14 protein-coding genes are annotated in these 19,308 nt (G+C 40.9%); 4 read left to right on the top strand and 10 right to left on the bottom strand.

What is annotated here, in order from left to right:
• Positions 1–51: 51 nt before the first annotated feature.
• The gene (locus ACUXV0_RS08370) at positions 52–1,389 is read left to right on the top strand and encodes a PhoH family protein (protein ID WP_446192630.1); all 1,338 of its coding nucleotides are present in this window, start codon (positions 52–54) and stop codon (positions 1,387–1,389) included.
• A 130-nt stretch (positions 1,390–1,519) separates the two neighbouring features.
• Here the strand turns inward: ACUXV0_RS08370 and ACUXV0_RS08365 are convergent, their stop codons facing one another.
• Both ACUXV0_RS08365 and ACUXV0_RS08360 read right to left on the bottom strand, forming a co-directional pair.
• A complete protein-coding gene (locus ACUXV0_RS08365; RefSeq protein WP_446192629.1) occupies positions 1,520–2,689 on the bottom strand; it encodes a hypothetical protein in 1,170 nt (389 codons plus the stop codon).
• 238 nt (positions 2,690–2,927) lie between these two features.
• Positions 2,928–6,431 carry a sulfatase-like hydrolase/transferase gene (locus ACUXV0_RS08360; protein WP_446192628.1) on the bottom strand — a complete coding sequence of 1,168 codons (3,504 nt, stop codon included), beginning with the start codon at positions 6,429–6,431 and terminating at the stop codon, positions 2,928–2,930.
• A gap of 222 nt (positions 6,432–6,653) precedes the next feature.
• Here ACUXV0_RS08360 and ACUXV0_RS08355 point away from each other — a divergent pair, with 222 nt between their 5' ends.
• The gene (locus ACUXV0_RS08355) at positions 6,654–8,360 is read left to right on the top strand and encodes a GMC oxidoreductase (protein ID WP_446192627.1); all 1,707 of its coding nucleotides are present in this window, start codon (positions 6,654–6,656) and stop codon (positions 8,358–8,360) included.
• 4 nt (positions 8,361–8,364) lie between these two features.
• Positions 8,365–8,958, top strand: coding sequence for a gluconate 2-dehydrogenase subunit 3 family protein (locus tag ACUXV0_RS08350; RefSeq protein WP_446192626.1), 594 nt, complete (start codon positions 8,365–8,367; stop codon positions 8,956–8,958).
• A 116-nt stretch (positions 8,959–9,074) separates the two neighbouring features.
• Here the strand turns inward: ACUXV0_RS08350 and ACUXV0_RS08345 are convergent, their stop codons facing one another.
• The 5 genes from ACUXV0_RS08345 to ACUXV0_RS08325 form a co-directional block, all read right to left on the bottom strand.
• Positions 9,075–10,013: a sugar phosphate isomerase/epimerase family protein gene (locus ACUXV0_RS08345; protein WP_446192625.1), complete on the bottom strand. Its 939-nt coding sequence runs from the start codon at positions 10,011–10,013 to the stop codon at positions 9,075–9,077.
• Between the two features lie 93 nt (positions 10,014–10,106).
• Positions 10,107–10,826 (bottom strand): 3-keto-disaccharide hydrolase, encoded by a 720-nt coding sequence (locus ACUXV0_RS08340; protein ID WP_446192805.1) that lies wholly within the window; start codon positions 10,824–10,826, stop codon positions 10,107–10,109.
• A gap of 126 nt (positions 10,827–10,952) precedes the next feature.
• Complete coding sequence (locus ACUXV0_RS08335) at positions 10,953–11,924, bottom strand: SMP-30/gluconolactonase/LRE family protein (RefSeq protein ID WP_446192624.1); 972 nt, start codon at positions 11,922–11,924, stop codon at positions 10,953–10,955.
• A gap of 39 nt (positions 11,925–11,963) precedes the next feature.
• On the bottom strand, positions 11,964–12,503 hold the full coding sequence (locus ACUXV0_RS08330; RefSeq protein ID WP_446192623.1) for a hypothetical protein: 540 nt from the start codon (positions 12,501–12,503) through the stop codon (positions 11,964–11,966).
• Between the two features lie 95 nt (positions 12,504–12,598).
• Complete coding sequence (locus ACUXV0_RS08325; protein ID WP_446192622.1) at positions 12,599–14,071, bottom strand: hypothetical protein; 1,473 nt, start codon at positions 14,069–14,071, stop codon at positions 12,599–12,601.
• A gap of 129 nt (positions 14,072–14,200) precedes the next feature.
• Here ACUXV0_RS08325 and ACUXV0_RS08320 point away from each other — a divergent pair, with 129 nt between their 5' ends.
• Entirely contained in the window at positions 14,201–14,806 is a 606-nt protein-coding gene (locus ACUXV0_RS08320; protein WP_446192621.1) for a 3-keto-disaccharide hydrolase, read from the top strand.
• 34 nt (positions 14,807–14,840) lie between these two features.
• Here the strand turns inward: ACUXV0_RS08320 and ACUXV0_RS08315 are convergent, their stop codons facing one another.
• Genes ACUXV0_RS08315 through ACUXV0_RS08305 form a run of 3 tightly spaced genes read right to left on the bottom strand, consistent with a single transcriptional unit; the run spans position 14,841 to position 19,226 of the window.
• On the bottom strand, positions 14,841–15,329 hold the full coding sequence (locus ACUXV0_RS08315) for a hypothetical protein (RefSeq protein WP_446192620.1): 489 nt from the start codon (positions 15,327–15,329) through the stop codon (positions 14,841–14,843).
• 5 nt (positions 15,330–15,334) lie between these two features.
• Entirely contained in the window at positions 15,335–17,251 is a 1,917-nt protein-coding gene (locus tag ACUXV0_RS08310) for a DUF3857 domain-containing protein (RefSeq protein WP_446192619.1), read from the bottom strand.
• Between the two features lies 1 nt (position 17,252).
• Positions 17,253–19,226 carry a DUF3857 domain-containing protein gene (locus ACUXV0_RS08305; protein WP_446192618.1) on the bottom strand — a complete coding sequence of 658 codons (1,974 nt, stop codon included), beginning with the start codon at positions 19,224–19,226 and terminating at the stop codon, positions 17,253–17,255.
• Positions 19,227–19,308 lie beyond the last annotated feature (82 nt).

Here is a 19,308-nt window from a genome sequence, read left to right as displayed (position 1 = left end):
TTGTGATCAATCAACGTGCTTGATTTCGATTTACTGCTTTAAAAATCCCTTATGTCTAAGAAAAAAGCTAAGCAAAAGAAGCTGTTTGTGCTTGACACTTCTGTTTTGTTATTTGACCACAATTCTATTCAGAATTTCGAGGAAAATGATGTAGCCATTCCCATAACTGTATTGGAAGAACTCGACAATTTCAAAATCGGGAATGATACCAAGAATTTTGAGGCTCGGGCTGTGATACGCTTCTTAGATAAACTCTCTGGAGTGGGAGGTTTAGATCAGTGGATTTCTATGGGAGCCAAACGCGGCAAAGTCAAGATAGTCATGCCTGCTACCGATCTGGAACGTGACGCCACGGTGATCTATGGGAGTGATAAAAACGACCATAAAATTATCAATGCGGCTCTTTCACTTCAAAAAGAATCAGCCGATAATCAGGTGACCTTGGTGACCAAGGATATCAACCTGAGAATTAAGGCAAAAGCGATAGGACTAAACTCAGAGGATTACCTTACCGGAAAAGTCAAGGATATTGATACGGTTTCAGAAAGTATTTCTTCATTCAGCGAGCTGGATTCTGAGATAATCCATGAGCTGTATGCCAAAGGCAGCATTAAAGAAGGTGGGATTTTAAAAGGAGCCAAGGTAGCTAATGGGTATTATGTGTTAAATAACTGCTCAGAGTCTGTTCTGGCCCGATATAATGGGGTAGATGATATGCTGGAACGCGTGGAGAAATCCTACGCCTATGGCATCAAACCTAAAAATGCTGAGCAAACATTTGCTCTAGACGCACTTTTGAATGATGAGGTGAAGCTGGTGGCAGTTCAAGGTGTGGCTGGTACAGGAAAAACTTTATTGGCTTTGGCGGCCGCCTTAGAGCAGAAGAATAAATATGAGCAGATCATTCTGGCCAGACCGATTATTCCATTGAGTAATCGTGAGATTGGTTTTTTACCTGGTGGTGCAGATGAGAAAATCTCGCCATATATGCAGCCTCTTTTTGATAACCTGAAGTTTATCAAATCACAATTCAAGGGTACAGAAAAACGAGCCAAAGTACTGGAGGAACTGGAAGAAAGCGGAAAGCTAACCATAACAGCTCTGGCCTTTATCCGTGGCCGTAGCTTTGCCAATGTCATGTTCATTGTGGATGAGGCTCAAAACCTGACACCGCACGAGGTTAAAACTATCATTACCCGGGCAGGTGAAGGCACTAAGATTGTGTTTACAGGAGATATTGCTCAGATAGACACACCATATATGGATGAGCAGTCAAACGGATTGACCTACCTGATAGACAAGCTCAAAGGCCACCCACTCTTTGCCCACATCAAACTTGAAAAAGGCGAACGCTCGGAGCTGGCAAACCTGGCGAATGAGATGTTGTAGGGGAGATCGTTAGATCGCAGTGTCTTTTGGGGAGACTTTGCTAAAGTGGAAAAACTCCAAACGAAAAAGCCTTCATCAAATGATATTGATGAAGGCTTTTTGTTAGTGACAATCTTAGTTTGATAAAAACCTAGTGACTTTCACTGTTCTCGTAACCTAGAATAGTGAGTTGATAAGGAGTGCTGGAAACTTTGATTCTTTCCTGAATTTGACCTTCACTCAAGTTCACCATTAAAAGTTCACCGGTTTTTGGTTGAGTAATGTAAGCGTATTTACCCGATACAGCCATTTGAGGCTTTTGCGTTTCGTCTGTGGCTGTTGCGGCTAGCAATCCGGGTAAAGAATTTATTACCTCCCCTGTAAAGAGGTCTTTATAAACCAGATCACCTGAGTGAGAAAGTATGGCTATTTTAGACTGATCCATGCTTGGTTTCGCAGACATAATATCTGAGCTGGCATGTATAGCTGTTATTTCACCAGAAGTGGTATTGATAAGGTATACACCCTTAGAGCCTGTATAGCCAAGGAAGTAGCCTTCTTTTGATGTCTCCAAAATGGCACCAAACCAGGCAGTATCGAAATCCTCCGGATGAGGAATTAGCTTTTGCTCGCCAGATGAATTCACTACCAGAATACCACTAGCAGAACCAAAAACAGCAACTGTTCCATCGGTAGCGTTTCCATGAATACCAGCAGTCTCTATGCTCGATTCATGCACTGTGTTTTCGTCTGCATCAATTACTTTAACTCGCTCAGGCAAAACGCCGGGAATCACATTAACTTTCTCGGTTACGGCATAATTACCGTTATTAAAATGAGCCATAGCCCCATGATGGACCTCAAGGCCTGCATTTATAGTCTTCATTTTCATACCCTGTGTATGAATGTCAGATTCGTTAGCTACAGATAATGTACCGTCACCGTCATTAAAAGTTAGTAATTGACCTTTTTTACTTTTAAAGTGTGTAGGAAGTGCAGATTCGCCCACCAAAGCACCAAATTTTGGTGTTCCTCTTACATCCACATGGTCACCATGAAATTCCAGACCGATGTCAAATGTTTGCAGTAGATTGTCTTCACGGTGAATAATGGCTGCATATCTTCCTGATTCGGTAGTATAAAGTCTGGATTTTGCGTATTGGGCATCAAAACTCTGTACCTCATTTGTATATGGGTTCACCAGCGAGAGCTCACTAGAGTTTTCATCGGAGACCAATAGTCTGATGTGTTTGAATTCTGTGTTTTCGTCATTGGGTTCTACGTCGTTTGAGGTGTTTTCACAGGACGCTAGGAAAAGCACGGCTGCAAGACTGTCAGTAAAGGAGAAATGGTTTTGAACATTGTTTATATAAGTATTTAGTATGCAACAATGTTGCAAAAATACTTCAAAACTTTCTTCTTATGCAACGATGTTGCAAATTAGATATCATTCAAAACGGTCTCTTTTGACTCAATAGGCCGTAATGGAGATATACAGCTATAATTTGTAGAGAAACGAAATGAATCCTATTCCCTACCTAGGCGACCCGTAGATACAATCAAAAAGAATTGACCACCATTCTAATTTCATGTTTACCGGGTGTTAACCTTACAGTGGTAAAAGCAGGGTTGATTTTTTGACCGTTATGACTAAAAACCATACCGTGAGAATTCGGTAACTCAAACTCCGCCACCATATTGGCTGGAATCTCTACGTTAAATACCTTTAAGCGAGGATTTTTCACTTCATAATCAGCTTTTATTTTTCCTCTGATGGTCGGTACTTCTATCGCTGATTGCTGCAATGAACTCATTTGTGGCTTGATCATGGCCACCCCAAAACCAGGAGTCTTTGGCTGGATGCCCCACAGCCTTCTGGGAATAATATTTGCAGGTACAGCACCCCATGCATGATTCCAATCAAGATTGTTTTTGTATTTCAGATCCCAAGCCTCCAGAGTCATGGTAGAGCCTATTCTAATCATATTATACCAACTTCGGTCAGAGGTGTCAGTCAGCAATTGCAAAGCATAATCTTCTGCCTCTGCATTATAGAGGGCATCCATAAGGTATTGAGAACCATAAACACTACAAGCCATGCCCCGGGACTTTATATGATTCACCACTGAGGCGATGTGCTCTTTCGGTACCATATCAAAGGCCAGAGGTAGCATATTGGCATGTAAGGCGGCATGGTCAGTGCCTAATCCATCTACATAGACTCCTCTTTCTAAGTCAAAAAGCTGTTCGTTAAGAGCCTTTTTGACCTTGGCGGCTCTTAATTCAAAATCCAGTGCTTCCTGCGTTTTGCCGAGTACGGCCGCAAACTCCGCCATGATTTTCATGTTTTGATAATAGAAAGCATTGACTACCGTATTGTACTCCTTAAAAACATAAGCATCACGCTCCCCCTTATTTTTGGGGTCGCCACCCCAGCCAGCTGAAGGCCAGTCTACGATATCCCTGAATGTTTCTTTGAGGTCGTCTGGGAAACCCAGATTTCGCATTAATTCAGGGGTCATTTTAGATGAACTGATGAGGCCGTCTTCATTGGCCAATTCATAGAGTGTTTTGTACTTTAATTGTTCATAGTACTTTTCGATCAGTTCAGTATTTCCGGTATATTGATAATCGGCATAAAACATTAGAGCCACATGCTGCTGCCACTCCGTAGGCCAGGTAGGGTGATCCATAAAATACTCAATGGTCTGCCGTGCCATCGCATATTCTCTATCAGTACCATAATGACTCAGTTGGTTAAGATAGGCATCTGCTTCATAAGGGATACGTTCTCTGTCGCCATCTACATAGAGGCCATTAAAAGTAGTGGCTTTTATGGTGTACTTACAGATATCCCAAACCTGATTCAGCGTGGTGTCTGAACTATGGAAGCTACTGGCCGTTTCATCCCAATAGCTGTGATGTGCCAACTGTGTAAGCTGACTCGCTTTTAAGGGTTGTGTGGCACCTTCAATTTCTACATATCGAAATGGCATAAGAACCGGAAAAACTTTGGGTAGAGGAAGGGCTTTCCCCGGAAGAGTGTTTCGTTTATCAGGGGTTATTTCAATCTGATAATCTTCTTTGCCTGGTTTAACGTTAAGTTTTATTTCCTGATATCTGATGTGACTTCCTTTGGCAGGGGATCTGTTGATAGATCCATCAACAAGTTGTTCTCCTATTCTAATGGTCAATTCCTCTGGACGCTGAGCCTTATAGCTGATTTTTAAAGTGGAGAAAGCATCTTTACCAAAATCGGCGAAATAGTATTTATCTCGTTTTTCAAAGTGTTGAGGTTTGATTTTATCAATTTGAAATGAGTTTGCTGTGGTCAATATTTTCTGCGGTTTCGCCATTGTGAAACTCTGTGGAGCAGAATAGCGTGACAGTCTATTTTCATCATCCCAGATTCTGACTTTCCAAAAGAAAGTTTGACCTACAGCCAAAGGCTCACCTTGATAAGAGACATCAATGGATTGTGAACTTCTGACCTGACCACTGTTCCAGACGTCCCCGATATTGTTTTTTAGATTCTGCTCAGAAGAGGCCAGAAGTATTTGATATGCCGACTGAGCCACCGCAGTTTTGGGTACCACCCAGGCAAATTCAGGGTTCGGGTCTATTACCTTAACATTTTCAGGCTTTCTGATCCACTCTACACTCAGCTGCTCAGGACCTTGAGAGAATTCATCGCTGTATTTTAGGCTCAGTTCGTCTATTTTATTTCGGAAAACAGCTAGCTCATGTTGGTAAGCCGGGTCATGTGCCAGGTTTTTGATTTCCTGAGGATCATTCTCTAAATCATAAAGTTCTTCAAGAGATTTATCATTTATATAGCGTAAATATTTACGCTTTTGTGTTCTCAAACCCTCGCTGGGAGGAATATGCTCAAATTCCCAAAGGTGCTCTATCAGTACGGTATCTCGTTGGAAAACGGCTTTTTTGTCTGCAATTAGAGGCAAAAGGCTTTTCCCTTGGTAAGCTGAAGGTGAAGTTATACCGGCCAGGTCAAGTATGGTGGGAGGCACGTCAATGTTTAAGGCGAAAGCCTCGTTTTTTCCTTTATGGTCAGTTCTAGGGTCAAAGATGATGAGTGGTACACGAATAGAATTATCGTACATGAGCCACTTACCAGCCAGCTGTCGCTCCCCCAGGAAATATCCGTTATCACCCATGAGGATAATCACTGTATTTTGATCGATTCCTTTTGCTTTCAATTCTGCCCTGATCTTACCAATCTCCCGATCAATACCAGAGATCATTCGGTAATAGCCTTTCAAACTATGCTCGTATTTTTCAGGGCTGTCATATCTCCAGGTCCATCGAATTCTGTTAAAACCTTGGCGTACAATGTCAGGCAAAGCCTCAAAAAACGAATCGGTACTTAGATCTGCTCGTGGTATACTCACATCATTTAGAAGCTCATCAGACTCCTGCTGCCAGAAGTACTGATCTTCTGCCGGATCGTGAGCATGAGGAGCACTAAAACTTAGTGACAGACAGAAGGGCTGGTTAGAAGGAGTTTTCTTAATGTAATCGATGGCTTGTTGACCCGTATATCTGGTCAAATGGACAGTATCTTGGCCAATAGTCTTGTAATAATAACCTCGTTTATCTGGGTAAGCAGTATTTCTGTCATAGGACTCATAATCGTCAAACTGATGTTCTAAACCATTGTACCTCACACCATATTTGCCATAAAAGGCAGTTTTGTACCCGTTCTCCTTCAGGATTTTCGGGTAAGAAGTCTGCATGTATTGTTCCCTTACATTTCCGGTTTGAAAATTGAAATTATGTTGTCTCTCCATCATCCCCGTAAGAATACTAGCCCTGCTGGCGGCACAGATTGGTGTGGTGACCATAGCATTACTAAAGTAGGTTCCTTGGGCCGCTAGTTGATCCATTTCCGGTGTAGTTACATAAGGGTTTCCGGCATAACCGAGAGCATCAAACCGCTGGTCATCGGTTAAGATGAAAATGATATTTGGTTTTTGATGGTCTTTTTGCTGTGCAAAGGATACTGATACAAAAAGGCAAAGTGAGAGTGTAATAAGGTATTTCATAGGGTAAAGAATATGTTCTGGTACATATCGTTCTCAATATATTCCAAATAGAAGGGCTTTTTCAATAGCTTTTAATTCAAATGTATCCCTTTAGCGACCAGAAGCAGTCATGTGTCGTCCTATATGGCAAATTGCCTAAGAGGTGATATTCCTTTTTTGAATTTATCCCTTCCAGAAAAGGATTCTTTTTGTACATTTAAATCTTCTAAAAAGCATATCTGAATGGCGAATTTTAATATCGATGCAAAGAGCAATATGACCTATGATGCTATTGTCATCGGTTCTGGAATAAGTGGCGGCTGGGCTGCCAAAGAATTATGTGAAAAAGGATTGAAAACCCTGGTGCTGGAACGTGGCAGACTGGTAGAACATATCACCGATTATCCTACCATGAATAATGACCCATGGGATCTGGATCTGCGAGGTGCTGCTACGGCAGAGGACATGAAAGATCGTCAGATTGTGGCGAGGTCGGGCTTTGTGGGTGAGAATAATAAACATTTCTACGGAAAGGATAGCGAGAATCCTTACCGGGAAGAGAAGCCTTTCATGTGGATTAGAGCCAATCAGATGGGTGGTCGCTCGCTGTTATGGGGTAAACAAACTTACCGCTGGTCTGATCTCGATTTTGAGGCAAATCTTAAGGATGGCCATGGTGTTGATTGGCCCATCCGTTATAAAGACATTGCTCCATGGTATAGCTATGTAGAGAAATTTGCTGGAATAAGTGGTCAGGCACTGGGTCTACCTCAGCTACCAGATGGCGAGTTTTTACCTCCTATGGAGCTAAACTGTGTAGAAATAGATATTAAGGCTCGTATAGAGAAAGAATTTCCAGGAAGAGTGATGACCATTGGTCGTGTAGCTCACCTTACCCAAGCTCATAATGGTAGAGGTCAGTGTCAGTCAAGAAACAGATGTGACAGAGGCTGCCCGTATGGTGCTTATTTCAGTAGTAATGCTGTTACACTTCCTGCCGCGAATGCCACAGGTAACCTAACCATCAGACCATTTTCCATTGCCAGTGAAATCATTTATGATGAGGAAAAAGGTAAAGCAACAGGAGTAAGGGTTATAGATTCAGAAACCAAAGAAGTGAAAGAGTATTATGCTCGGATCATCTTCTGCAATGCGTCTACTATCAATACCACGCAGATTTTGATGAATTCTACCTCAAGTCGTTTCGAAAATGGACTTGGGAATGATAGTGGTCAGCTCGGTCATAACCTAATGGATCATACCTACAGAGTAGGAGCCATGGGGAAATTTGATGGACATGAAGATAAGTACTATAAGGGCCGTAGACCAAACGGAATATATATCCCACGATACTGGAATGTTAATGAACAAACCAAAACCGATAAGTTCTTAAGAGGTTTTGGTTACCAAGGACGAGCCGAAAGAAGCAACTGGAGTGCCGGAGCAAATCAGGAGGCCTTCGGTGCTGAGTTTAAAGACTCTTTAATGACCCCTGGTGATTGGGAGTTTTTCATTACAGGTTTTGCGGAGTGTCTGCCAGACTACGATAATAAAATGTACTTAGATAAAGACAAACTAGATGATTGGGGCAGACCTACACTTGTGCTGGATGCAGAGTTTAAAGCCAATGAACTGGCTATGAATAAGCAGATTCAGACAGATGCGGTAGAAATGCTGGAGAAAGCTGGCTTAAAAGATATTGTAGGTTTTGATAATGAGCATGGCATGGGTTACGGTATTCATGAAATGGGGACAGCCCGTATGGGTAGAGACCCTAAAACCTCGGTGCTGAATAGCACCAATCAGGTACATGCCGTAAAGAACGTTTTTGTAACTGATGGAGCCTGTATGACCTCATCCAGTTGCGTGAACCCTTCCTTAACTTATATGGCTATAACGGCACGTGCGGCTAATTTTGCAGTAGAAGAATTAAACAAGAAAAACCTTTAAAAACATGCAGAGAAGAGAAGCATTAAGAAAATCATTAATGATGGCTGGTGTGGCCGCCTCGGGTCCTTCCTTGCTGTCTTTATTGCAATCATGTAAGGAGCAAACAAGGCTGAATTGGTCGCCTCAGTTTCTATCTGTGAAGCAAGCCGAAACAATCAGTACTTTAGTTGATTTAATCTTACCAAAAACGTCTACTCCAGGTGGGCTGGAAATGAAGGTAGATATGTTCTTTGATTTGGTATATGGTAAATTATTTTCTGCTGAAGCAAAGGAAGGTTGGAATGCCCAATTTGAAGAATTCAATGCCCTTGCAAAAGAAAAATACGGTGCTGAGTTTGATGATCTACAAAAAGATGATCAGATAGTGATGCTCAAAGATCAAGAAAAATCGACCCCCAAATTCAATGGTTCTGTATGGGGGACGGCAGTAGGTGAGCAAGAACCCGTAGGTTTTTATAGAAGCTTAAAATCAACCATACTTTGGGGATATTTTTCATCTGAAGAAATAGGGGAGAAGGTTTTGACCTATGATCCAATACCAGGTCCTTATCAAGGGTGTATTCCACTTTCAGAAGTGGGGAATACGTATAGTTTGTAAGTTCCAAAACTACTTGCTTTCGCTTTTGTGCTTCTATTTCTCTAATTCTTCAATCTCACGACTGAGGATGTGAGCAAGCTTTCTAATCAGGGAGTAGATGTTTGTTTTGTGCTTCTTTACGAAGTACAAGCCTCTTTTACCACCTTTTTCATTTTTTGCAATCCAATTTTGGCGGCCTCGCTAGCATCCATTTTCCAATAGTCTTCATTGAATATTTCCAGAGAAAGGGTAATGGGTACACCTTTGGCGTTCAATGTTTGTAGAATTTCTTTCATAGGAGCATCTCCGTCGCCCGGCATTACCCTCATGGCATCAGTGAGTTCTGCCTTTGGTACATCTCCCGGGTAGTCATTCATATGAAACATCTGAATTTTACTTCCATTGATCATCTCCAAAGATTCAAAAGGAGAACCTCCTCTTCGAAGATGATAGATGTCTGGCAGAATAACCGCGTCAGGGTGACCACTTTCGGCAGCCACGAATAGTGTTTCGCCAAAACGGTGAAGATTTTCTGAGAATCCCCAAAGCTCAAGTTGTGGTAAAACACCCATTTCTTTACCTAACTCACAAACTGCCGCAAAACGGTCGGCAGCCTTACTCAGGTCAATTTTGGGAAGATTGGTTGCACTTACTGGTGGAGCGGCAATTCTTTTACAGCCTATTTCGGCCAAAAGCTCCATTTCTCTTTTGAGCTGATCCATTGCTCTGCCTCTGGCTTCGTCATTGTCTACTATCCATGAAGCAAAGCCAATGCTATTTTCAATGCTAATTCCTAAATCATTCGCTAGTTTTTTGACCTCTTTGGTGGTTCCACCATCTTTCAAAAAGGCTTCCAGCGTACGCTGCCAGATTTCTATACCATCATAACCCACCTTGGCTGCCGTTTTGATTTCATTCAGGAGGCCAAGATTCTGCTTCATAATGGTGCTGGTATTGAGGCAGAAGGTGAAATTATGTTTCTTCTTTTCAGGTTCTTGAGCGAAAGCTGATTTTGAACCTGCGGCCAAAGCTACTGCTCCGGTCAATCCGGACTTAAGTACGTTTCTTCTTTTCATGAATAGCTTTTTAAATGTCTATACAGTTTGTAAAATCAATTGATTAGAATGAATAGCTTTTTAAATGTCTATACAGTTTGTAAAATCAATTGATTAGAAGTTGGTATCTGGTGTTGCAAAATTCATTTCCTTGATCCAGATATTTCGGTAAAGCACATCATGACCTTCTGCCTGAAGTTTTAAACCTCCGGGCGTGTCTGTGATGCCTTTTCCTCCATCATTCCCTCCGTCAAGGCCAGAGTTCTCACCACCCCAAACCTGATTGATGGCAATATTTGTATGAGCCTTGGCTCCATTGAAATAGACTGTGGTTATCGGCTGTTCCGTCAAATTGCCCTCTTCATCAAAACGAGCTGCTCTAAACTGAATATCATAGGCGTTCCACTCACCAATACCCTTATATAGGTGATATGGTGAAGGGGTCTCATTGATAATAGCACCCATTCCATGAGAGGTGGTATCACCATCCAAAACCTGAATTTCATAGCGATTTTGTAAGTAGACGCCGCTGTTTCCGCCCGGAGTAGCTACAAAGAACTCTACATGAGCTCTGAAATCCCTGAATTTATCCTTGGTGACAATGTCTGCCGAACCATATTTACCACCTCTACCAGCAGGATCATTTGAGCTTACGACCATTTTGCCAGTGCTTTGATCTTCTACCGTCATCCATTTGATGGGGTATTCGGCAGAGAAACGCGGCCCCTCCCAATATTCCCATTTTTCATCAAGCATTTCTCGGGTGCCGTCTAAGTAGAGTTCTGCACCTTCTACAGGATCTGCACCGACACCTAGCTCAGGAGCTTTTTCCATAGTTTCAGTATCTCCTTCAGTACTGGAGGTACATTGGATAGTTGTAAATCCTATGATTAAAGCTAAAAGACCGTAAGTAAGTTTTTTCATGTTTCTATTTGTTCTAATTATGAGGTACAGAGAGTATTAAAACTCTCTGGAGCCTTTGACATTCATTTTTAGGGTATACACTGATTTTGAGGCGGTAATAAATAAAGTATCATTTTTTTTGCCTCCGAATGTGATATTGGCTGTCCAGTTCTCTGGTACTTCAATCTTCTGAATTATTTCTCCAGCTGGGTTAAATACTGTTACACCTTTGCCGGTAAGGTAAAGGTTGCCGTGTTCATCCAGCGTCATGCCGTCTGAACCCATTTCACAGAAGAGGGTTTTCTCTGTCAATTTGCCGTCTTCAGTCATTCTGTATCGATAGGTTTTGCTATCGCCAATATCTGCAATGTATAGAAAATCACCTTTGCCAATGATTCCGTTTGGTCTTACAAAATCTACCGCCGCTATGCTGAAAATTCCTTCAGGATTTCGGTAATAAACACGCATGTCTTCCTGCTCCATTTCAGTATTGGTCCAGTAATCACGTTTATAAAAAGGATCAGTAAAATAAAGACCACCATTCGGGTGAATCCAGACGTCGTTTGGTCCATTGAATTTTTTATCGTCCCAGTTCTTTGTCAAAACTTTCACATCCTTGTTTTGTGATATTTGCCATAGCTCATTATCACCATCTGCACAAGCGATGATATTTCCATTTTGATCTACAAAAAGGCCATTGGCTCTTCCAGAAGGCTTCATCCATAAGCTCAATTTTCCTGATCGACTGTATTTCCAGATACTGTTATTGGGTTGGTCTGTGAAATAGACATTGCCTTTTTTATCAGAGGCAGGCCCTTCAGTAAAAGCAAACTGATCAGAAATAAGGGTCAATTCAGCTCCCGGGGCTATAAGGCCAGTTTTCTGAGAAAAGACTTTATGAGGATTTGATAAAAGACTTAGACATATAAAAAGTGATGACAAGGCTGAGATTGCATTCATAACTTTAGGCTTGTCATTGACCTTAGGGGTTGTATGCATAGATCGTAATTGGAGAAAGGTTTTTCTCATTGATAGATTATTTAATTCAATTGGTGTTAATGAGACCACTTACTTACCGGGAGGAGTAATCATTATGTGTGCTCTGTAGGAGCCCGGAAACATGATCCACGGTCCGCCTGCCAGCTGAGGTTTTGTAGGTAATCCTGTGCTTTCGGCAGTAGCCCATGGTATATAAACCACGTATCTAAGATTGGCTTCTTCTTTTGAGGAGCCACTTAATACAGCTAAGGTGCTTGCTTTCTCCGGCATTTGAAGGCTGCCTTCTTTAGCCTCTTTTGCTCGGTATTGCTCTACTTCGGCAGCTTTGCCTTCGGCACGCAGTTCCCGGCCTCTGGCCATAAAAGGCTCCAGGTCTTTGTGATAACAGGCCACACTGAATCCCTCTTTTGAAGGGTCATCGGCTAAACAGATTTGAGCATTTGTTCCTTGTCTTAAGACTATGGTTTTGCCCACTTCATTAATGGCAATAACTGTAGCTTCTGCACGGTCTGCTTCATCTAAAGGCAGTACTGCATCCGCAATCCTTTGCTCATTTTGAGCCGTGCAATTGACATAGATCAGGCAAAAGAGAAGGGATAAATATTTCATCGGAATAGGGTTTTGGAGTCAATTTAGCAGGAATCTGTAGCAAGTGCAATACAAAGACGCCAAGTGCCCTTCATTCAATGATGAAAATCATAAGTTTAGTCGAGATGACTTTTAGCATCCTTACCCATGTATGAACTCCATCTGATCTTGTCTGCAGGGTATTCTAAATCTCTTCTGTAGATGCCCAAATACTTCTGGGGCTTCTGGAAAGCCGTGTAACCAGGGAATTCAGAAATGATGGATGGGCTTCCAGAATAAATGATATCGAGTTTTCCATCTTGGTCTATATCGCCAATCCAGGGAGTGCTGGCAAAACAGGCACCATCTTTACGCTCAGCTATAAAGCTGACCTCATCTTTTTGGAAATCATAAAGCTGAATTTCAAAAAACGGCTTTGGTTTATTTTCTATCAATGAGTCGGAGACAGAATTGAGCAGGACTTCATCTCGTCCATCATTATTAAGGTCAACAACCAATGGTGAAGAGTAGGTGAAACGTTTATTAAAATAGCGTTTCTGTTCCTTTCCAGATTTACCATCAATAAGCACTAAACTGGTAGAGTCATAAACGGGGTAGATACCGTGGTTGTATTGCACGAAAACATCCAGGTAGTCGTCATCATTAAATAAACCAACTGCTGGCTGAGAGAAGACTTCTGTACCCTTCATATGATAGGACCATATCAGGCTAAAATCCTTACCGTTTAGAAGTTTGGTAAATCCTTCATTGGTATTGAATAAGAGGTCTTTTATACCATCTTTGTTCATATCTACCATTATGGGTGGAGCCTCATAACCTTTTTCCAGTGTAGAATCAATTACTCTTGAGACCTTTAAGTTTTTGTCAAGAAGATCACTTAGGCGACAGAGATAAAGATGCCCTGGTTCACTTTCCCCTCCACTTCCAAAGATAATTTGAGGGTTTTCACTTTCAGGGTTTATCAAAACAGGGGAGAAGTATGTTTCCTGCATGTCTGGCATAAAATCTTCAGCCAGCGTTTTGCCGGTTTTTGAACTTATGAGCATAAGTTTTCCCGGAGGTCTGGAATTATACCCTTTGGGTATCACGGCATCACCGCCATTGCAGATCAAAATGTCTTTGATTCCGTCCTGGTCCTGATCGGCCACTATTTGCGGATTATAGAAATTATACCAGCCGTCGTCTCTTGAGGCTGTTGACTTAGGGTTAGAGTAAAACTCCCAGAATTGTTCACCTGTTTTACCATTTAACGCCTGTAGTTCTGCCGATCTACCGCCAATGATCACATCTGGTGTCTTGTCGTTATTGAGATCTAGAAATACAGGAGTACCAACAATCTGGTTGCGGGCCGGAGCATTCCACATTAGGCTACCATCTGCACCATTCACTGCTATGATGCCATAATCGCTTTTAGCCCATTCATCAGAGCCGCCACCCATCACGATGTCCAGAATACCATCGCCTGTAAGATCAATTGCTTTTGGGGAAGATGAACTGTAAGTATCCGGAATGTAGATGTTCCAGTCCTTATTTTCTGTACATGAACTAAAAATCAATACAGCTGAGAGATAAAACAGGATTTGTTTCATGGGACAAATATCTCGCTGAAAGCTTTAAAATTCAATTTAGTCCTCATTATTCCTTGACTTGTCTGTTTTTACACATAAAAAATGATAGAATTCAAAAGCTATACGTATCATTGATAAAAAATGAAACCTATGAAAAAGTTACTGCTTGTTTTTACTTTAAGTCTATTTTGTACTGTCATCTACGCTCAAAAGGATGGCGGTTATACGGCCATTTTTAATGGAAAAGATCTGGATGGCTGGACCGTTTATGGTACCGAAAAATGGTATGTAGAGAATGGTCTTCTGATCTGTGAAAGTGGACCGGATAAGGAATACGGTTATCTGGGTACACATGAAAGCTTCAAAGATTTTGAATTAACGCTGGAGTTTCGTCAGCAAGCCAATGGTAACAGTGGAGTATTTATTCGTTCGTCTATTGAAGGGACTAAAATTACTGGTTGGCAGGCAGAAGTAGCTCCTCCTGGCCATGATACTGGAGGTATCTACGAGTCATATGGTCGCGGTTGGCTTATCAAACCAGACCCTGAGAAAGATAAATATCTTAAAATGGGCGACTGGAATACGATGAAGATCAAAGTGGTAGGTCCTGAAGTGACCACTTGGCTTAATGGTCATGAAATGGTACACCTTTCAGATAAGAAAATCGGTAAAGCCGAAGGCTCAATTGCCCTGCAGATTCATAGTGGCGGAGGCATCAAGGTAGAGTGGAGGAATTTAATGGTGAAGAGATTGTAGAAAATAGAAGCCGGGCTATAGGCCTGGCTTCTATCTATTTTAATCTTGCTAAATCGGTTTCTGTAAAATAGTAATAATAGTCGCCAGCTTGGTATTTCTTTTTACTTACCCATTCATAGGCTTCATTGTTAAACAAAGACCTTTCAGAAGCCTCACATGTTCTATCTAGGAAATCGCCACCTTCTTCAGGCTTTCTAAAGGGACATGACTCAATAAAAATCTTTCCTTGACTCTCAATTATTATTGAGTCAACTTGGTCTGGAAATGAGAAATAAGAATTAATCATGAAGCTAGAGAATCTAACTAATTTACCCGACGGAATATTTTGGTTAAAATAGGCTTGTTCTGAGCCATAACAAGTCAAACTGACCATTTGAGATGATTTATTAACAAAGTAAAAGCCTCCTTCCAGAGATGGTTTGCGACACGCCTGAACCGTAAATAGTATGACTAATACTAAAGTTTTAATTTCGATATTCTTTACCAAATAGCGTCGAAATCTAAGATTCTGAATTGTTGACATAGTTGTTATGTATCATCAGAAGTAAAAACAATTCTGGATCTGTCTGCTTTATTAACTTTCTTCACAAAGAGTACCCAATCTGCGTAGTCTTCTTTAGAGAAATGGCCACCTTTGACCATTACGTTTCTCCGGTAAATAAGTTTATTACCTTCTCTTGAAATTGAGTTTTGGTATGAACCAAACTTACTTTCAATGCTTTCCGCCTCTTTGTGACTTTCAATTTTTAGCCCTTCAGGCAAATGAAAAGTGATTTCATCAGTGTCTTCAAAAGCATAAGAGTTTGGATTTAAAAACAGTCTTGTCTGACGTTCATCTTCTTTTGGTGGTGTACGCATGAAACCACTGAGCAGAGAAGGTTTCAAGAAAATTCTTTTTCCGGATGCCGGAGCCAATTTTCTAACAGTAAGTTCCAGGTTTTCGTCTAATGATGGAATTTGACCTTTCTTTAATTCAAAACCTGATTGGTTTACTTCATAGGTAGTAAGAGGGAAGGCATCTAGCAGGTATTCATCTATTTCTTCCTGGTCTTTTTGGGTGTAGATATAGGCTCTTCTATCATGCTGAAGCCCTCCGTATGAACTGGAGACCTTCATCTTAGCACTGCCGTCATCGTTTAGCCAAACTTCAGCTTTTCTTTTTTGAAAGTTTTCTGAAGGTAGGTAAGCAGTAGTATTTACTAAAACTCCTCCTTCAGGTTTAATGAGTAAAGCTTTTCTATTGCCCGTAAAATCACCCAAATACCCAGCAGACTCAGTTTGACTGGTGCATTCAAGCCACAAAGTGTCTTGTCCCATTGGTACGCAGCTAATCACATGATTGAAATTCATGGAAGGGAAGTCCTCTAGGTAATGATTGTATTTGGAGCCAGATTTGATAAGAGCCGGATACGCCGTAATGCCTACAGCTTTTAGCAATGCATTGGTGTAATTTGTTAGTGCTTTACAGTCTCCATAACCTAAGGTAGCCACCTGGTCGGCAGGTGAGCTTTGCCATCCTCCAATACCTAGCTGAACGCTGACATATCTGGTTTCTGCCTGCATAAATTCATAAACGGCTTTAACCTTTTCGAATGTATTCATACCAGGACTTATGAGCTTAGAAACCTCTGCTACCTTTTCTGCAGGTAGCTCGTCCCTATCTTTATTCAATTCATGATAGAAAGATGATAAGTCTTCCCATTTCCTGAAATGCCCCTCTCTTTTTTCAATCAGGAAGTCTTGCGGAGCAGTATGGACTTCTACCAGATGATTGTTTAGCGAGTACTTTTCAAACTTTAACGGGCCGTAATCTTCAATGACCCATTTATGGTAAAATGAATTACTAGTATCTGATTCTACACTGTTTTGAGCCAAGTTTATACCTTTAAACCTAAAAGGGACCTGATTTGAGTTAATGATAAGGCTTGATTTTAAGACCTTAACGTCTTCATATTGCAGTGGTATCCAAGTTGGATAAAACATCATGTTTTCATCCTCTTTCTCAAAACTAAACTCTACTACATAAGGATATGTTTCTGGCAACTCCTCAAACTCAGCATAGGTTAGTTTGGTATCTGATATAGCATTATCAAATACGCCTAGTTTTATTGCTTCAGAATCTCTCTTTCTTATTTTATCTTTTTTTACACCGTTTTCATCATAGAGATAACCTTCTAAATTTTTGATTTTAGAAAAACTGTCAAAATAGGCTGAGAAGACCGTGAAGTCTTTAGCTGCAGTTTTATTATTGATTAAAATAGCCCAGTGCTTCTTGGTCTTTGAGAGGCCTTTGTTTTCAATATTGAAAACGGTTTCATCTGTAAGATAGACCGCATCTACATTTTCTATTTTTTTTGCCTTGGCAAGGAGCGATAAGTCAAAACCTTGGGCATTCAAACAAAATGAGCCTAGGAAAAGAGCTCCTGGAAATAATAGTCTTTTCATATTACTCTTCAATTCTGGCTAGTACAATTTGTTCTGCATGCTTCTCTACAATTCTGTCATAAAACTCCTTGAGATAAGGATATTCAGCTGCGGCATACTGTGTTTTATTAAGATTAATCCTGGAGAATACCACTATTTGATTATTGAGTTCTTGCACAGCAAACATGAATTTTCCTCCTTTATCTGGTAGGGCTATAGAGGTTGACTGAGGAAGTTCTTCTACTTCAAAACCCTCTGGGATATCATAGGTGGCTTTGACCATAGAAGCAGTAGAATGCCCAATATCCACGGGGAATTGTCGGTCTTTTTTCTTGAATGGGTTTTCTTTCAATTGGCCGCTCAGAAGAGGAGAGAGGTAAATCATGTCTGGCATGATACCTACATCTTCTTTTTGAAATGAATACCCCACTTTTATAGGTTTGGCGATATCATTTTCCTCTTCAACAGCGAAAGAACTAATTTCCCACTCGGATAAACTTTTCGTTAGTTCTTCTTCATACTTTTCTTCACTCGTCTCCTTTAAGCTGGCTCTAAGGTCTCTGGCATTATATCCTGTATTGGTAGAACTGTAATTCCCGGAAAGGATCCCTTCTTCGGGGTCAATAGAAGCAGAAATTTCTTCAAACTCATAAAAGCCCATTGTAGGCGTGATCTCCACAAACTCACTACCATATTCAGAGATTTCTCGACCCGTTCCATTTACACAGAATGCAGGTATGGCTCCGGTTTCGAGTAATGGATCTGTAACATCAAAAAGTATCTTTTTACCGTCAAGATTAATACATGAGAGCGTATAATTGAACTTGTCCATCAGCGGATAAACAGTATTTATTTTTCCGTTACTTCTTGTACTCAAAATCAAAGGGTTAGCCTTGATACCGACGGACCTGAGAATGGAGTTAGCAAGAATATTTAGTTCTGTGGCAGAACCTTCTTTCTCTTTGAAAGTATACCGTAGCGTTTTTTGAGGGAAAAGCCCTGTAGACTCAGTCCATTTGTAATTATCCGTCATGTAGTCATGTACGGCAATAATTTTTTCCATTGGATCGGTCATCTCCCTGATATGCTCTATCTCATCATTATAGAAGGAGTTTGTATTTAAGGCCTCACTCCATTTATCCGAGTTTTTTAGGGTATTGTCTAGTTGGTCCCAGGTGGTGTTATAATCCTTAACGGGTTGATTCGGGAAAGAAATGGAAGAGAGTTCAAACTCCACTTTTGAAACATAATCCGAAGCGGTGGTGATATAAGCTTCGTTTTTAAAGGCCGGTGCATCCTTCACACCAAAACGGTACCTTAGACCTTTGCCATTTAAACCTGCACCTGTGATGCTGGTATTGACAGTTTCTTGCTCATTAACTTCAAGCGGAATGTATCCACCAAAAATTATTTGATAGTAGAAATAGGATGGAATGGTAATGTTATACTCGCTCCATACCACTGGTTCGTCGGTTTGAAAACTCCAGGTTCTCGGTTTGTTATAAGTACTTAATGGTGTTTGTCTGGTATAAGTATATTCAATAATAGAACCCACTTTTACATCAGGAAGACTGATTTTCTTGCTGGAATATGTCTCTCCACGTTCTATATAGACTTCTTTCTTCCCAAGTTTTGTTTCCTTTAGTTTTCCATCAACCATATTGTAGGTTATACCCTTTACGGCAAAGACGTTTTCGGCATCCAAGCGGGTTTTGTCATAATACTCAATGGTTAGTGAGCCTTCGCTAAGCCCTGATTCTTTTAGAATCTTTTTGATAACGTGGTATTCTGTTTCAATTTCAAAACCTCTGGAAGGAGAGTAAATAAACTCAGACTTACCATAATCATACAATACGACAGACGATGCTGTGGAATCCAGGTAGGTGTAGTCTTTATCAAAATATTCTTGAGTTATATCTCCGAATTTTATTTGTGCTGTGGAGATCAATGATGCTAAAAGGAAGAATATTCCTAGTAGGGTAGTTTTTGTGGACATACTGTTTTAATTAAGTAGTGAATGTTAGCCTGTTCTTCACTTAAAAGTAAGTAGGCATTTAATGCCTTACAAGAACAATGCT

It is taken from the genome of Jiulongibacter sp. NS-SX5, from assembly GCF_052828545.1.
This window is presented reverse-complemented; position numbering and strand designations above follow the sequence as displayed.

What these genes read in the sequence shown, in the direction of transcription:
- ACUXV0_RS08370 (WP_446192630.1), top strand. Translation starts at nt 52, where the DNA reads ATGTCTAAGAAAAAAGCTAAGCAAAAGAAGCTGTTTGTGCTTGACACT.
- ACUXV0_RS08360 (WP_446192628.1), bottom strand. Translation starts at nt 6,431, where the DNA reads ATGAAATACCTTATTACACTCTCACTTTGCCTTTTTGTATCAGTATCC.
- ACUXV0_RS08355 (WP_446192627.1), top strand. Translation starts at nt 6,654, where the DNA reads ATGGCGAATTTTAATATCGATGCAAAGAGCAATATGACCTATGATGCT.
- ACUXV0_RS08350 (WP_446192626.1), top strand. Translation starts at nt 8,365, where the DNA reads ATGCAGAGAAGAGAAGCATTAAGAAAATCATTAATGATGGCTGGTGTG.
- ACUXV0_RS08345 (WP_446192625.1), bottom strand. Translation starts at nt 10,013, where the DNA reads ATGAAAAGAAGAAACGTACTTAAGTCCGGATTGACCGGAGCAGTAGCT.
- ACUXV0_RS08340 (WP_446192805.1), bottom strand. Translation starts at nt 10,826, where the DNA reads ATGGAAAAAGCTCCTGAGCTAGGTGTCGGTGCAGATCCTGTAGAAGGT.
- ACUXV0_RS08335 (WP_446192624.1), bottom strand. Translation starts at nt 11,924, where the DNA reads ATGAGAAAAACCTTTCTCCAATTACGATCTATGCATACAACCCCTAAG.
- ACUXV0_RS08330 (WP_446192623.1), bottom strand. Translation starts at nt 12,503, where the DNA reads ATGAAATATTTATCCCTTCTCTTTTGCCTGATCTATGTCAATTGCACG.
- ACUXV0_RS08325 (WP_446192622.1), bottom strand. Translation starts at nt 14,071, where the DNA reads ATGAAACAAATCCTGTTTTATCTCTCAGCTGTATTGATTTTTAGTTCA.
- ACUXV0_RS08320 (WP_446192621.1), top strand. Translation starts at nt 14,201, where the DNA reads ATGAAAAAGTTACTGCTTGTTTTTACTTTAAGTCTATTTTGTACTGTC.
- ACUXV0_RS08315 (WP_446192620.1), bottom strand. Translation starts at nt 15,329, where the DNA reads ATGTCAACAATTCAGAATCTTAGATTTCGACGCTATTTGGTAAAGAAT.
- ACUXV0_RS08310 (WP_446192619.1), bottom strand. Translation starts at nt 17,251, where the DNA reads ATGAAAAGACTATTATTTCCAGGAGCTCTTTTCCTAGGCTCATTTTGT.
- ACUXV0_RS08305 (WP_446192618.1), bottom strand. Translation starts at nt 19,226, where the DNA reads ATGTCCACAAAAACTACCCTACTAGGAATATTCTTCCTTTTAGCATCA.